The following is a 14034-nucleotide window of genomic DNA, read 5'->3' as shown; positions in this document are numbered from 1 at the left end:
CGGGTTGGCGATGCGCCCCTGGCAGTTCCGCAGTTGACCGGCGCCGGTTTCAGATGCCACGGTCTGGCAATGCCGACTTTGGGCGAAGCCGCACTCGTCGACTCTGTTCCAGGCGTCGTGGATGCGGTAGTCTCACGATCGCGATCCGGACGACCGCGGACCGCAAAACGGTTTGACGTTTACGTAAAAATCAATTAGCCAAATCGATACGTTTTCGCCGCCGCCGCCAAGCCGGCCGAGCGGCAAACCGCCAGTCGCAAGCAGGAGGAGCATGCCCATGTACAAGGCGCCGGTCGACGAAATCGCGTTCACCCTCAAGCATGTCGCCGGAATGGCCGAAGCGCTCGAACAGGGCCGGCTCGGCGATCTGAGCGACGACCTGGTCGATGCCATCCTTCACGAAGCTGGCCGTTTTGCCTCTGACGAAGTGGCGCCGCTCGCCGAGATCGGCGACAAGCAGGGCGCCCGCATGGTCGACGGCAAGGTTCTCGTGCCGGACGGCTGGGCCGAGCTTTATCGCCATTGGGCCGAAGGCGGCTGGAATGCGCTCGTCGCGCCGGAAGAATTCGGCGGGCAGGGGCTTCCCCACATGCTCAACGTCGCCGCGCTGGAAATGTGGAATTCCGGCTCCATGGCGTTTGCGCTCGGCCCGACGCTCACCATGGGCGCTTCAGAGGCCCTGGGCACCCATGGCAGCGCCGCCTTGAAGGAAAAGTTCCTGCATAAGATGGTGTCGGGCGAATGGACCGCCTCGATGAACCTGACCGAGCCGCATGCCGGCTCCGACCTCGGCGTAATGAAGTCGCGCGCCGAGCGCCGCGACGACGGCAGCTACCGCATCTTCGGCCAGAAGATCTTCATCACCTGGGGCGAACACGAAGTCACGGAAAACATCGTCCACCTGGTTCTCGCCCGTCTGCCCGACGCGCCGGCCGGCACGCGCGGCATCTCGCTCTTCCTCGTGCCGAAATTCCTGGTGAACGACGACGGCACGCTCGGCGCCCGCAACGACCTGCATTGCCATTCGCTCGAGCACAAGCTCGGCATCCACGGCTCGCCGACCTGCACGATGATCTACGGCGACGGCAAGTTCGGTGACGAACCGGGCGCCATCGGCTACCTGATCGGCGAGGAGAACAAGGGGCTCGCCTGCATGTTCACCATGATGAACAATGCCCGCCTCGCGGTCGGCATGCAGGGCGTGGCGATCTGCGAAGCCGCAACCCAGAAGGCGGTCGCTTACGCCAGGGAACGCACCCAGGGCAAGGCGCCGGGCTGGACCGGCTCCGGCATGAGCCCGATCATCGAGCATCCCGACGTCGCCCGCACGCTCGTCACCATGAAGGCGCTGACCCAAGGGTCGCGCGCCATCTGCTACGCCTGCGCCCACGCCATCGACATGTCGCACCACACGGAAGGCGAAGAGGCGAAGAAGTGGGCCGAACGCGGCGCGCTCCTGACCCCGATCGCCAAGTCCTTTGCCACCGACGCCGGCGTCGACGTCGCCTCGATGGGCATCCAGGTGCATGGCGGCATGGGCTTCATCGAGGAGACGGGTGCTGCCCGCTACCTGCGCGACGCCCGCATCGCCCCGATCTATGAAGGCACCAACGGCATCCAGGCCGCCGACCTCGTCACCCGCAAGCTGCCTTTGTCGGACGGCGCCCAGGTGCGCGGCTTCATCGGCGAACTGAAGGAGATTGCCAGGGCCGTGCGCGGCTCCAACCTCGAGGGCTTCGGCGAAACCGCCGACCGTCTGGACGCAAGCCTCGCCGATCTCGAGCAGGCGACGGAATGGCTTCTCGCCGAACTCGCCGCCGGCAATGCCGCGGCTGCGCTGTCGGGTGCGACGCCGTACCAGCGGCTGTTCGGCCTGGCGCTGACCGGCGTGTACCTTGCCAAGGGCGCGCTTGCCGACGAGGAGCACGGCCGAGACAACCGCCTGGCGCTCTGCCGCTTCGCGGCGGAAAACATGATCGCCGAGACCGCGGCCCTCAAGGACCGCGTCATCAACGGCGCGGCGAGCCTGACGGCGGCGCGTGTGCTGCTGGGGTAATTTCTGGCTTCGGCCACACGTTGCCCCTCATCCGCCTGCCGGCACCTTCTCCCCGCAAGCGGGAAGAAGGCCGAGTGCCGCGGCCTATCCGGTCCCCCTCGCCCCGTTCACGGGGAGAGGGTGCGCCGAGCGAAGCGGAGGCGGGGTGAGAGGCTCGGGTCGCAGCGACAGATTCTAGTTGAATGAGGAAACACCCATGACCGACCACATCCTGATCGAACGGCCGCAAGCCCATCCCGGCGTGCTGGTGATCCGCTTCAACCGCCCGGACAAGAAGAACGCCATCACGCAAGCCATGTATGCCCGCATGACCGAGGGGCTGCTCGAAGCCGAGGATGACATGGACATCCGCGCCGTCGCCTTCCTCGGCACCGAGGGCTGTTTCTCGGCCGGCAACGACATGGCCGACTTCCTCGCCTTCGCCATGGCCGGCGCGGTCGGAGAACCCGCTGCCTTCGGCTTCCTCAAGGCTCTGTGGAGCGTGTCGAAGCCTGTCGTCTCCGGCGTCGACGGCCTCGCCATCGGCATCGGTACGACGATCCAGATGCATTGCGACCTGACGATCGCCTCCGATCGCAGCCTGTTCAAGACGCCCTTCGTCGACCTTGCCCTGGTTCCCGAAGCCGGTTCCAGCCTGCTTGCGCCGAAGATGATGGGGCATCAGCGCGCGTTCGCGATGCTTGCCGCCAGCGAAGGCTTTTCCGCCGAGCAGGCGAGGGAAGCCGGTCTGATCTGGAAGGTCGTCGCCCCGGCCGAGGTCGAGGCCGAGACGCTGAAGCTTGCCGCCTCGCTCGCCGCCAAGCCGCCGGAAGCGATGCGCATCGCCCGCGACCTGATCCGTGGTGATCGCGGCGAACTGGCCGCCCGCATGGACGAGGAGTTGAAGTACTTCGTCGAGCGGCTGAAGAGCGCCGAGGCGCGCACCGCCTTCGAGGCCTTCATGACGAAGGGACGAGGCTGACCGCAGACGGCGGGGCGGTTTGACTGGTACCCCTCCGAATTAACAGGCTTTTAAGTCTGGCTGCATATAACGGGATGGCGGTCCGTGGACCGCTTTCGCGCCATGATGGCCTTTTTCGTCTTTCCCAAAGTGGATTGGCAATGCCCGGATCGGCCGCGAATTTTCCGCCAGCGTCGTGATCGGGCTTGCCGCTTGAATGAGGTATCCCTCCGTGAGCAAGCGCTCGAACCTGATGACCAAGATCCTCGTGGCCGCGACCCTCGTCGTCGTTGCCGCCTTCTCCGGTTTCTCCATCTATATCGACAGCCTGCAGCGCGCCGCAACGACGCGCGCGGTTCAGGATGAGATCAAGTCGACCGGCCTTCAGGCGTCGCAGAGCATTGCCAATTGGCTCAACGCCCGGATCATGCTGACCGAACTTTCCGCCAATGCCGCGGCCAAGACCGCCAGCGCGGAAGAAATCGTCGCGGCCTTCGACAATCCCGTGCTGATCCGCGAGTTCAAGTCGACCTATGTCGGCGACGAGCAGGGAACCTTTACCAGCGTTCCGAACGAGCCCCTGCCGGCGGATTACGATCCGCGTAAGCGCCCGTGGTACCAGGATGCGGTCAAGGCCGACAAGATGGTGCTGACCGATCCCTATGTCGATGCCTCGAGCGGCGACCTGATCATCAGCGCAGCCACCCCGGTGAAACGTGACGGCAAGTTGTTCGGTGTTGCGGCCAGCGACTTTTCGCTGAAGTCCCTGGTCGAGATGATCGCCACGGTCGACATGGGCGGAAAGGGGTCTGCCTTCCTCGTCAACAAGTCGGGTGTCATCCTCGTCCATGCGGACAATGCGCTGGTCAGCAAGACCCTTGCCGATGCCTTCCCGACGGAGACTCCCGCAATCGGTGCCGAGCTCTCCGAAACGGTCTCTGCCGACAAGTCGGTGCTTGTCAGCTTCCTCCCGGTCCAGGGACTTCCGACCAGCGACTGGTATCTCGGCGTCACCGTCGATCGCGACATGGCCTATGCCGGCATCAGTGCTTTCCGCACCGCCGCCGCCATCGCCACGCTGATCGGTGTCGTCGCCATGATCGGCGTTCTGGCCTTCCTGCTTTCGCGTCTGGTCGTGCGCCCCGTCGTCGACATGACCGGCGTCATGGGCCGGCTGGCGAGCGGCGATGTCTCGACCGAGATCCCCGGCACCGAACGGACCGACGAGATCGGCCAGATGGCCGAGGCCGTCTCCGTGTTCCGCGACAACGCGATCGAGCGCAGCCGTCTTGCCAGGGAAGCGGAGGAAAACCGTACCCTGAGCGAAGAGGAGCGGCGCGAGCGCGAGGCGGTCAAGGCACGGGAAGCCGAGCAAGTCTCGTTCGCGGTCCAGGCCCTCGCCGACGGCCTCGGCTGTCTCGCCAATGGCGATCTCGTCCATCGTATCGACACGCCATTTGCCGGCGACCTCGACCGCCTGCGGGTCGACTTCAACGCCTCGGTCGCCAAGCTGCATGATGCCCTTGCCAATGTCGGCCTGAATGCACGCGCGATCGACAATGGCGCCAACGAGATCCGCATGGCCGCCGACAACCTGGCCCGGCGCACCGAGCAGCAGGCGGCGTCGGTCGAGGAGACCGCGGCTGCACTCGAGGAGATCACCACCACCGTGAAGGATTCCGCCCGCCGGGCGGAGGAGGTCGGCCAACTCGTCGGCCGCGCCCGCAGCGGCGCGGAAAAGTCCGGCGAGATTGTCCAGCGGGCGGTGGAAGCCATGCACGGGATCGAGAAATCCTCCGGCGAGATCTCCAACATCATCGGCGTGATCGACGAGATCGCCTTCCAGACCAACCTGCTGGCGCTCAACGCCGGCGTCGAGGCGGCACGGGCCGGCGAAGCCGGCAAGGGTTTTGCCGTCGTCGCCCAGGAAGTCCGCGAACTGGCCCAGCGGTCGGCCAATGCCGCCAAGGAGATCAAGCAGCTGATCGGCGCCTCGGGCCAGCAGGTCCAGTCGGGCGTCGAACTGGTCAACCAGACCGGTCAGGCGCTGGATGTCATCGTCCGCGAGGTGCAGGAGATCAATCGCCACGTCAGTGCGATCGTCACCGCCACCCGCGAACAGTCGACCGGCCTCCAGGAGATCAACACCGCCGTCAACACCATGGACCAGGGCACGCAGCAGAACGCCGCCATGGTCGAGGAGCAGACGGCGGCAAGCCATGGCCTGGCATCGGAAGCAGCGGCCCTGACCGCGCTGCTGGCCCAGTTCCGGATCCAGCAGGCCGGTGCACATGCAGCCCAGCCGGACCGTTCGCGCCGCGCCGCCTGACGGCGTCCGTCGGATCGGCAAGACGAACGAAGACGGCACCGGCTCACCGCCGGTGCCGTCTTCTGTCGTTCGGGCGACGCCACATTTGCGCCCATTCGCCCTTCCTTAATGCTTCTCCGGTTCATATGGCCGGGAGACGGAACGTGGAGGATCGGATGCGCAGCAAAATGAGGGGCATTGCCCTGTTGTTCGTCGGCATGATGTCTTTGGCAGCCGAACCCTTGGCGCCCGGCTTCGCCCTGGCCTTGGCCGGCAGCGGTGATGCTCTCGTCGAGAGCGGGTCGAACCGCAATCCGCCGCCGCCGGGCATGCGTCCGCAGCGTTTCTTCTGCGTGATCCAGCCGCCGGACAGCGCCGACACCTCGATGATGTATTCCTGCCCGGCCAAGCCCGGTCGCGTCGGCGGACGTTGCCGCTGTCCCAATACCACGGGAAGCGGCACGCTCTACGCGCGCTGATCTAGGCAATCAGCCGATCGGATTGATGTCTTTGACATACCGGATCAGGTCCGCCATCGTGAAGTGACCCGGTGTCTGGCTGGTCAGGTCAGGCGTCCAGTTCGAGCGCTGCCACAGGAAGGAATCCGGGTCCCCGTGGACCAGGCCGAGGAAGGTCTCCGCCAGGATCGTCGAACCCATCGGGCCGAGGCGTTCACCCTTGTGATGATGTTGCGCTTCCTTGAGCACATAATACCAGAGCGGTGTCTTCTTGTGGAAACCGTGCCTGGCGGCGACCTCGCCATCGGAGCCGGTGGCGATCTCGGACGGCTTCATCGGCACGATCCCCATGGCCCGACAGGCGTCTTGGCCGGACGGCAGGCCGAGTTGGAGGCCTCGCTTCAAGTTGCGGAAGGGCAGGACGAAGTCCCGGGCCGCGGTCTTGTCCGTTTCCGGTCGCAATCCCGGAAGCGTGTGCAGGGCGGGAACGATGAACGGATCGAGCCGTCGCGCGTGGTTGAGCGTGAAATTGGCCTCCGGGGGCGTGCCGAGGTCAAAGAAACGCCGCCAGTCGATCACCCAGTTGGACGGCAGGTCGGGTAGCGGTCCCGGACCGCCGCCCGTATTGGCCGCGTCCTTCAGCTGGCCGACGATCTGGCCGGATTTGCCGGTGAAGTTGAACAGCAATCCCAGAGTGCCGTCGGTGATCGCGTCCGGTCCGGGATTGAACACGCGGTTGTGGCTGTAGCTCTGCCGCACCATCGAATGTCCGAGACGATAGACGGCCGCGGCGAATTCTGCCGGCATATAGGGGCGGCTCTTGAAACGGTAGAAGCGGCGGCCCTCATGCTTGATGCGCCGGACTAGTCCCGGTTCGGTCAGTCGCTCGACGAAGTCGAGGAGGACGATCCACTGGTAATGCCAGGTGACGATCCGGCGCGCCTCGTGGAACAGCGCCATGTCCTTCAGCGCCGGCCGGGTGTTCTCCAGATCCTCCACCACCTTGTTGTGGAATTTCAGCATGAGGAGATGGAATTGCGCGACCAGCAGGTTTTCGTCGTTTCGCTCGTCGAAGATCAGGGCGTGGCCGACCTGGTTGCGAGGCAGGTCGTTGTCCAAGGCCCTGATTTCCTTCCCGGCCTTGTCCTTTGAGGCCGAGGCCTTGCCGATCAGGAACCTCCCGATCACCCGGTGGGTGTCAGGGGCGCGGTCATAGAGATAGGGATGAATGCCAGGCCCGTCGCCGTAGAGCGAATCGAGGTCGAGCGCCGGTGTCCGGAAGTTCGTCGTCGCCAGCGGATCCGCCTTCTGCTGTTCGAGCGGGGTGGTGTCGAGGGTGATGTCATGGTCGACGAACTGGCCGAGATAGGTATAGCCGGCCGGGACATTGGGATTGTCCCCGGCGGGATCGGTGCGCCCGTCCGGCCCGACCGCATCCTTCATCGCCTCGGCGAGTTGAAACAGGTCGTCCTCGTCGGCCTCATGCGCCGGAAGGGTTGGAAACATGCGCCCGAACTTACCGGGATCGGCATTCCCGGCGAGCGCCTGTAGCGCGGCGCGGCTCATCCCACGCACGCCATGCCCGTGCATCGCGACTTCCGACATGAAATCCCTCCGTCCGCTTCCCTGGGTTGTCGTTGATTTTTACTGTAACGAAAGATTGCATGAAATCGCATAAGGTGCAATGTAATTTAAAATATTATCGTAGGTTGTATTTCGGGGCGCAAGATTGCCCGGAGCGCCTCGCTCCGCAGGCGGCGACGGCCAGCCAAAGGCCATCGAAGGGGAGGGGTGGTCAGCCCTTGGTCAGGGTCGCGACGACTTCGACATGCGACGTCCAGAGAAACTGGTCGATCGGGGTGACGGACGTGACGCGATAGCCGCCGGCTTGCAGGATCGCCAGGTCACGGGCCAGCGACAGCGGGTTGCAGCTGACCGCGACGATCTTCTTCACGACCGAACGGGCCAGTTCCTTGCACTGCTCTTCCGCGCCCGCCCGCGGCGGGTCGAAGACCACAGCATCGAAAGTCTTCAGTTCGGACGCCATCAGCGGCCGGCGAAAGAGATCGCGCCGCTCGACCGAGATGGGTTTCAACCCCTGAGTGTTGCGCGCCGCGTGGTCGAGAGCCCGGATCGCCTTTTCGTCGCTCTCGACGGCATGGACCTGGGCCACGCGCGCCAGGCGTAGCGCAAAGGTGCCGATGCCAGCGAACAGGTCGGCAGTACGCTTGACCTTGCCGATATGCGCGAGCGTCAGGCGCACCATGGCCTCCTCGGCGGCGGCGGTCGCCTGGGTGAAGGCGCCCGGCGGCGGGGCTACGGCAACACCAGACATGTCGATGAGCGGCTTGCGTGGTTCGATGAGGATCTCGCCGTTGACCGAGACGCGGGAGATGCCGCGCAGGGCAAGCACGGTTTCGGTGACCGCGCGGCGCTCCGTGTCGGCCAGCGCCTTGATGCCTTCGATCGCCACGTCGAGGCCGGAAAGCGTTTCGATCACCGTCATGCGGAACGGCTCGGCCGTGGTTGCGGCAGCACCGCCGATCTTCTTCAAGGCGTCAAGGCTGGCCACGATTCCCGGTGCCGAGATCGGACACTCCTCGATCGGCACGATATGGTGGCTTTCGGCCTGGTTGAAGCCGATCAGCACTTCCTTCTCGGTGCGTCGGGCGGCAAACACCACGCGGCGGCGCTCGCCGGGCTTAGCTTCGACCAGATCGCCGACAGGAATGTCGATCCCCTTGGATTTGAGCGCCGCGACGACCAGTGACCGCTTGAAAGCGTTGTAGGCGGGTTTAGCCATGTGCTGCAGCGAACAGCCGCCGCAGCTGCCGCCCTTGCCGTCCGGGCCGAAATGGCGGCAGGCGGGGGCGATACGGTCCGGCGAGGTCTCGCTGTAGGAAAGGATCGTGCCGTGGTCTTTCACGCGCGCGATGGCAAGCGTCTCGCCCGGCAGCGAGAAGGGCACGTAGACCGGCCCGTTCGAGGCATGGAAGATGCCGTCGCCCTGGGCGCCCAGCGCGTCGATGGTGACTGTCTCGGCACTCATTCTTCGTCCTCCGGCTTCATCCCGGCCAGCAGGAATTCCTCGTTGCCGTCGCCGCCGGCGATCGGCGAGGGGATCAGCCCGAGGCTCTTCCAGCCCATTTCCTCGGTCAGCCAGCGTTCCAGTTCGGCAGCGACCGCCGGTGCCGTCTCCGGCTCCTTGAGCAGTCCGGCCTTGCTGATCGCATCGCGGCCCGCCTCGAACTGCGGCTTGACCAAAAGCAGGCAGCGGCAGCCGGGTTCCGCCATGTCGAGGGCCGGCGCCAGCGCCAGCTTCAGCGAGATGAACGAGACGTCGGACACGATGAAATCGATCGGCCGGTCGTCAATGTCGTCCGGTTCGAGATAGCGGGCGTTCAGTCCCTCGATATTAGTGATGCGCGGATCGGCGGCAAGCCGCGGGTGGAACTGGCCGTGGCCGACATCGATCGACGTCACATGCGCCGCGCCGCGCTTCACCAGCACCTCGGTGAAGCCGCCGGTCGAGGCGCCCACATCGAGACATTCGCAACCGGCCGGATCGAGCCCGAAGTGATCGAGGCCGGCGACCAGCTTCAGCGCCGCGCGCGAGACATAGTCCTGCGCCGGATCCTCGATGGTAAACGTGTGGTCGGCCGAGAAGACCAGGCTGGGCTTGGTAACGACCTTGCCGTCCACCTTGACGGTGCCGCGCTGGATCGCGTCGCGCGCGCGCGAGCGGCTGGCGAAAAGGTCGAGGGCGACCAGGAGCTGGTCGAGACGCTGGGGTTCGGGACGTGAAGACATGGCCTGTCAATGGCGGTCCGCCGCCGCAATGGCAAGCCTTTTGTTGCGCGATGGCGTTCTCGTGGCCGCAGGAGGGCGAATGCGCGGCGGATGGCGGACGCTTGAGACCGGGCCGATCTGCCCGGATAAGGTCGGGCCGATCGATTGACTTGGCTTCGACTTGCCGCCTAACCTTGCGCCTGGCCATGTCCGGCCGCTCTTCACAAGGCAGGAGACGACGATGAAGAACGCCATGCTTGCAGGCCTTTTCGCCCTGACGATGGCGGCCCCGGTGATGGCGAACGACACCTCGGCCGTGCTCGAGGCCGGCGGGCTCGTCTATACCCGCCAGGACCAGGTCGACATGCTGAGCGAGGACCTGTTCATCTCCCAGGAAGAGATCCGGGTCGACTATGTCTTCAAGAACCAGTCGGACACCGATCTGGAAACCCTTGTCGCCTTCCCCATGCCGGAGATCGGCGGCTTCATGGACTTCAATGCCGCGCTCGACGATTTCGAGCACGACAATTTCATGGGCTTTACCGTGTCGCAGGACGGCCGGAAGATCGAACCGCAGTTGCAGCAGCGCGCCACCGTCAACGGCATCGACATGACCGAGGAAATCGTCGGCCGCGGTATTTCGCTGCTGCCGTTGAGCGAGGCGACGCGGGCCGGAATAGCCAGGCTGCCCGACGACGTGCGCAAGGACTGGGAAACGCGGGGGCTGATCATCAACACCAGCTATGATCCGGGCGAGCCGGGCAAGCCGGTGGAGCCGGAATATGAAGTGCTGTGGAAGCTGGAAACCGTCTACTGGTGGCGCACCACTTTTCCGGCCGGGCGCGAGGTGAAGGTCCATCACAGCTACCGGCCGAGCGTCGGCGGCACCGTCGCCATGACCTTCATCCAGGACGGCAAGCCCACGCCGCAACTGGACGAATACCGCGAGCGCTATTGCATCGACGACGCCTTCCTCAAGACGGCGCTCAAGCTGGAAAAGCAACAGAACTACGATGCCGGCGTCTACTATTTCGAGAAATGGATGTCCTACATCCTGACCACGGGCGCCAATTGGGGCGGGTCGATCGGCAAGTTCAAGCTGACGGTCGACAAGGGCGACGAGAAGAATTTCGTCAGCTTCTGCGGCAGCAATGTCCGCAAGGTCGGGCCGACACGCTTCGAGATGACCGCGACCGACTTCTATCCGGAGAAGGACCTGCACATTCTTCTGGTGGTTCCGAGCCGGTAAATTTCGGCATGCGAAATTTCGCACTGTCGCATAACCGAATCATAAGAGCATTTGCTCATGTTCGGTACGATTGTACGAACTCCGCGATCCAACGGTGCGCCATGAAGGGCAGCGCTGCGGCAGGAACCAATCATGCCTCAGCCCCTGTGTGTCCGCGCGCTTGAGCCATGGTCCCTCCATGGCAATGCGCGAGAGAGTAGTTCGCATGTCCCTCAAGAACATTTCCCTGAACAAGAAGCTGATCCTCACCTTTTTTGGCATCATGGCCAGCTGTTTTCTCGCGACGGCGGTGGTGTTCGTCGAGGCCTATCTCGCCAAGGCCGCTTCGGTGGAGCAGCAACGCTCCGAAAAGATTCTTTCCCTGTCCGACCGCGCACTTGAATCCATGCTCGAACAGGCCGTGAACCAGCGTGGCTACCTGCTGTTCCGCAGCGAGAGCACCTATAAGGACGTCTTCGCTCACCGCGAAAAAATGCTCGGCTACATCGAGGAAGCAAAAAAGGTCGCCGCCGGCGACACGGCAATCATTGCCTCGCTCGACGCGATGAAGGCCGCGGCCGACGTCTTCCACACCCAGTTGACCGAACCGCAACTTGCCGCACGCAAGGATACCGAGGCGACGATCGCCGAGGTCATCGAGATCGGCCGCAACGCCTCCAAGGGTCAGCTCGATGCCTTCCGCGAAGAGGCTGCGAAGATCAAGGATCAGATTGCTTCCATGTCGGCCACCAACGCGGCAGCGCTCGCCAGCGCTCACCGCAATCTTGAGCTTGCACTTTTGATCGGCGGCTCGATTGCCGGCGTCGTCGCTGTTGCCCTGATCTGGCTGCTGTCGCGCTCGATCGTGACCCCGATCGTCGGCATGACCGAGGCGATGACCCAGCTGGCCGGTGGCGCGCATGACGTCGACGTGCCTGCCCTCGACCGTGGTGACGAAGTCGGCCAGATGGCCAAGGCGGTCGTCGTGTTCAAGGATGCAGCGGTCGAAAAGCAGCGTCTGGCCGGCGAAACCGAAGCCATGCGCGCCAGCGCCGAGCAGGAACGTCGCCGCGCCGAGGCCGAAAAGGCCCGCGAGGCAGACGAGATCGCCTTCGCTGTCGACCAGTTGGCAACCGGCCTTGCGGCCCTTGCCGACGGCAATGTCGCCTATCGCATCAACACCACCTTCGCCGAGCGTCTCGACGCGCTGCGCATGAACTTCAACGCATCGCTCGAAAAGCTCCAGGGCGCCCTGCGCTCGGTTGGCGCCAATGCCGCCGCGATCAACGCAGGTGCGGCCGAGATCCGCGCCTCGGCCGACGATCTGTCGCGTCGCACCGAACAGCAGGCAGCGTCCGTCGAGGAAACGGCCGCCGCGCTGGAGCAGGTCACGACGACCGTCAAGGATACCGCCCGCCGCGCCGAGGATGTCGGCCAGCTGGTCGCCAGCACCCGCGCCGGTGCCGAGCGCTCCGGCCAGGTGGTGCGCAATGCCGTCACCGCGATGACCGAAATCGAGAAGTCGGCCGGCGAGATCAGCAACATCATCGGCGTGATCGACGAAATCGCCTTCCAGACCAACCTTCTGGCTCTCAACGCCGGTGTCGAGGCCGCCCGCGCGGGCGAAGCCGGCAAGGGCTTCGCGGTTGTTGCCCAGGAGGTTCGCGAACTGGCCCAACGCTCGGCCAATGCGGCAAAGGAAATCAAGGCACTGATTTCCACCTCCTCGACCCAGGTCGGCAACGGCGTTGCGCTGGTCGGCGAAACCGGCACGCAACTGGAGAAGATCGTCGCCGCCGTTGAGGAAATCAGCCATCACGTCTCGGCGATCGTCACGGCCAGCCGCGAGCAGTCGACCGGCCTGCAGGAGATCAATACGGCGGTCAACACCATGGACCAGGGCACTCAGCAGAATGCCGCGATGGTCGAAGAGCAGACGGCGGCGAGCCATTCGCTGGCGACCGAGGCCGCCGCTCTCAACGCATTGCTTGGTCAGTTCCAGCTCGGACAGGGAGAGATGTCCGCCCCGGTCCGCCAGACCCGGCCTGCGCCTGCGCGCCCATCGACGCCGGTTCCCGCAGACCACAATGCCAAGCCGACCGTCTCGCCGGCCCGCGCGCTTGCAGGCCGCATTACCCAGGCATTTTCCGGCGGCAGCGCCGCTGCCAAGCAGGAATGGTCGGAGTTCTGATCGCTGCAGGCTGAATGTCTGAAATGAAAAACACCCGGCTCTCTTCAGAGGGCCGGGTGTCGCAATTTTTAAAGCCTGTGTTCGGGCGTTCAGAGCCAGCGGCGCGGCGAATAGCTGGAGGACTGCGACGAGGAGGTTGCGAGGAAGTATCCGATCAGGCCGCCCACCACGCCGGCGGTCAGGAGTGCGGTCGAAGTCGCGGTCGGATGCTCGCGGACGATCGAGCCCATCGTGGCAGCCTCGTCCTTCGCATAGCTCGCGGCATCCTGAACCTTGCGGCTGGCGCCGTTGACCAGGGTCGATGCGCGGCCGCGCGCCTCGCCGGCAACCTTCTCGCCTTCCTCGGAAAGCAGGTCCTTGAAATGCATGACCTGGGCCTGGAGGCTGCGCAGTTCGTTCATGATGTCGCTGTTGTTGCTGGCCATGGGTGATCCTTTCCTGTTGAGGGCATTGTTCCCGGAGGAAACGCGGCGACGAGGGGAAGGTTCCTTTGCCCCGTGCGAAGGCGTACTGCGGCTCAGGCTGGTAGCGTCGCCACCCGCGCGACGGCGGTATGGACCGGCGGCCCAGCGCCCCGCCTGAAGCCATGGTGCCGGGAACCTCCGGATCGGCGCGGCCGACCCCTTCGCTATAACGTCAATACCAGCGGCGGTGCGGATGATGTGGCGCCTGCGCCGCGCCGATGAGGTAGCCGACGAGGCCGCCGATCAGCCCGGCGGTCAGGAGGGCCGTCGAGGTCGCCGCCGGATGCTCGCGCACAATGCCGGCGACGCTTTCCGCCTCGGACCGGGCATAGTCGACGACCTCCTCGGCGGTGCGTGACGCATCGCGCATCGCGGCCGATGTGCGCTTGCGAAGCCGGTAAGCCGCAGCGTCCCCCTGTTCCGCCAGGCTTTCCGTCAGTGCGGCCACCTGTGCCTGAAGCTCGCGAAGTTGTGTCTGCAGGGAATTATCGGCCATGGATGGCTCCTTCTGGTCTGGTGAAATCCGAACCGTACGACAGATCAGACTGTTTCACCCGACGGCCGTTCTAGCAAGCGGCTTCATGTCAAAAGAAAACCCGG

The 14034-nt window shown here is 64.8% G+C and carries 11 protein-coding genes; 6 read left to right on the top strand and 5 right to left on the bottom strand.

The genetic code is table 11. The features are described 5' to 3' along the window. Nucleotides 1-277: 277 nt before the first annotated feature. From RHIZ70P_RS19925 to RHIZ70P_RS19910, 4 genes are all read left to right on the top strand, one after another. On the top strand, nt 278-2056 hold the full coding sequence (locus RHIZ70P_RS19925; RefSeq protein WP_115672214.1) for an acyl-CoA dehydrogenase: 1779 nt from the start codon (nt 278-280) through the stop codon (nt 2054-2056). 196 nt (nt 2057-2252) lie between these two features. Beyond that, nucleotides 2253-3017 carry a crotonase/enoyl-CoA hydratase family protein gene (locus tag RHIZ70P_RS19920; protein WP_115672213.1) on the top strand — a complete coding sequence of 255 codons (765 nt, stop codon included), beginning with the start codon at nt 2253-2255 and terminating at the stop codon, nt 3015-3017. A 211-nt stretch (nt 3018-3228) separates the two neighbouring features. Further along, nucleotides 3229-5325 (top strand): methyl-accepting chemotaxis protein, encoded by a 2097-nt coding sequence (locus RHIZ70P_RS19915; RefSeq protein WP_115672212.1) that lies wholly within the window; start codon nt 3229-3231, stop codon nt 5323-5325. A gap of 155 nt (nt 5326-5480) precedes the next feature. Beyond that, entirely contained in the window at nt 5481-5783 is a 303-nt protein-coding gene (locus RHIZ70P_RS19910; RefSeq protein ID WP_115672211.1) for a hypothetical protein, read from the top strand. 9 nt (nt 5784-5792) lie between these two features. Here RHIZ70P_RS19910 and RHIZ70P_RS19905 read toward each other — a convergent pair whose 3' ends face one another. The 3 genes from RHIZ70P_RS19905 to RHIZ70P_RS19895 form a co-directional block, all read right to left on the bottom strand. Then, complete coding sequence (locus RHIZ70P_RS19905; RefSeq protein WP_115672210.1) at nt 5793-7367, bottom strand: peroxidase family protein; 1575 nt, start codon at nt 7365-7367, stop codon at nt 5793-5795. 190 nt (nt 7368-7557) lie between these two features. Continuing rightward, entirely contained in the window at nt 7558-8811 is a 1254-nt protein-coding gene (locus RHIZ70P_RS19900; RefSeq protein ID WP_115672209.1) for a class I SAM-dependent RNA methyltransferase, read from the bottom strand. Continuing rightward, nucleotides 8808-9572, bottom strand: a complete 765-nt coding sequence (locus tag RHIZ70P_RS19895; RefSeq protein WP_115672208.1) for a TlyA family RNA methyltransferase — start codon at nt 9570-9572, stop codon at nt 8808-8810. The genes RHIZ70P_RS19900 and RHIZ70P_RS19895 overlap by 4 nt, the downstream gene beginning before the upstream one ends. A 220-nt stretch (nt 9573-9792) precedes the next feature. Between RHIZ70P_RS19895 and RHIZ70P_RS19890 the strand changes: the two genes are divergently transcribed. After that, a complete protein-coding gene (locus RHIZ70P_RS19890) occupies nt 9793-10800 on the top strand; it encodes a DUF4424 domain-containing protein (protein ID WP_235842286.1) in 1008 nt (335 codons plus the stop codon). Nucleotides 10801-11005: 205 nt separating this feature from the next. After that, nucleotides 11006-12970: a methyl-accepting chemotaxis protein gene (locus tag RHIZ70P_RS19885; protein ID WP_115672207.1), complete on the top strand. Its 1965-nt coding sequence runs from the start codon at nt 11006-11008 to the stop codon at nt 12968-12970. An 89-nt stretch (nt 12971-13059) separates the two neighbouring features. On the opposite strand, the gene RHIZ70P_RS19880 is transcribed toward RHIZ70P_RS19885, so the two are convergent. Both RHIZ70P_RS19880 and RHIZ70P_RS19875 read right to left on the bottom strand, forming a co-directional pair. Beyond that, the gene (locus tag RHIZ70P_RS19880) at nt 13060-13395 is read right to left on the bottom strand and encodes a hypothetical protein (RefSeq protein WP_115672206.1); all 336 of its coding nucleotides are present in this window, start codon (nt 13393-13395) and stop codon (nt 13060-13062) included. 211 nt (nt 13396-13606) lie between these two features. Beyond that, nucleotides 13607-13930, bottom strand: coding sequence for a hypothetical protein (locus tag RHIZ70P_RS19875; protein WP_115672205.1), 324 nt, complete (start codon nt 13928-13930; stop codon nt 13607-13609). Nucleotides 13931-14034 lie beyond the last annotated feature (104 nt).

This window comes from Paenirhizobium selenitireducens ATCC BAA-1503, from assembly GCF_900492185.1.
Taxonomy (GTDB): Bacteria; Pseudomonadota; Alphaproteobacteria; order Rhizobiales; family Rhizobiaceae; genus Allorhizobium; species Allorhizobium selenitireducens_A.
Note: the sequence above shows the minus strand (reverse complement) of the source record. Positions and strands in the feature narration are given on the sequence as shown.

Coding starts and splice junctions, on each gene's coding strand:
- RHIZ70P_RS19925 (WP_115672214.1), top strand. CDS start 278: ATGTACAAGGCGCCGGTCGACGAAATCGCGTTCACCCTCAAGCATGTC.
- RHIZ70P_RS19920 (WP_115672213.1), top strand. CDS start 2,253: ATGACCGACCACATCCTGATCGAACGGCCGCAAGCCCATCCCGGCGTG.
- RHIZ70P_RS19910 (WP_115672211.1), top strand. CDS start 5,481: ATGCGCAGCAAAATGAGGGGCATTGCCCTGTTGTTCGTCGGCATGATG.
- RHIZ70P_RS19905 (WP_115672210.1), bottom strand. CDS start 7,367: ATGTCGGAAGTCGCGATGCACGGGCATGGCGTGCGTGGGATGAGCCGC.
- RHIZ70P_RS19900 (WP_115672209.1), bottom strand. CDS start 8,811: ATGAGTGCCGAGACAGTCACCATCGACGCGCTGGGCGCCCAGGGCGAC.
- RHIZ70P_RS19895 (WP_115672208.1), bottom strand. CDS start 9,572: ATGTCTTCACGTCCCGAACCCCAGCGTCTCGACCAGCTCCTGGTCGCC.
- RHIZ70P_RS19890 (WP_235842286.1), top strand. CDS start 9,793: ATGAAGAACGCCATGCTTGCAGGCCTTTTCGCCCTGACGATGGCGGCC.
- RHIZ70P_RS19885 (WP_115672207.1), top strand. CDS start 11,006: ATGTCCCTCAAGAACATTTCCCTGAACAAGAAGCTGATCCTCACCTTT.
- RHIZ70P_RS19880 (WP_115672206.1), bottom strand. CDS start 13,395: ATGGCCAGCAACAACAGCGACATCATGAACGAACTGCGCAGCCTCCAG.
- RHIZ70P_RS19875 (WP_115672205.1), bottom strand. CDS start 13,930: ATGGCCGATAATTCCCTGCAGACACAACTTCGCGAGCTTCAGGCACAG.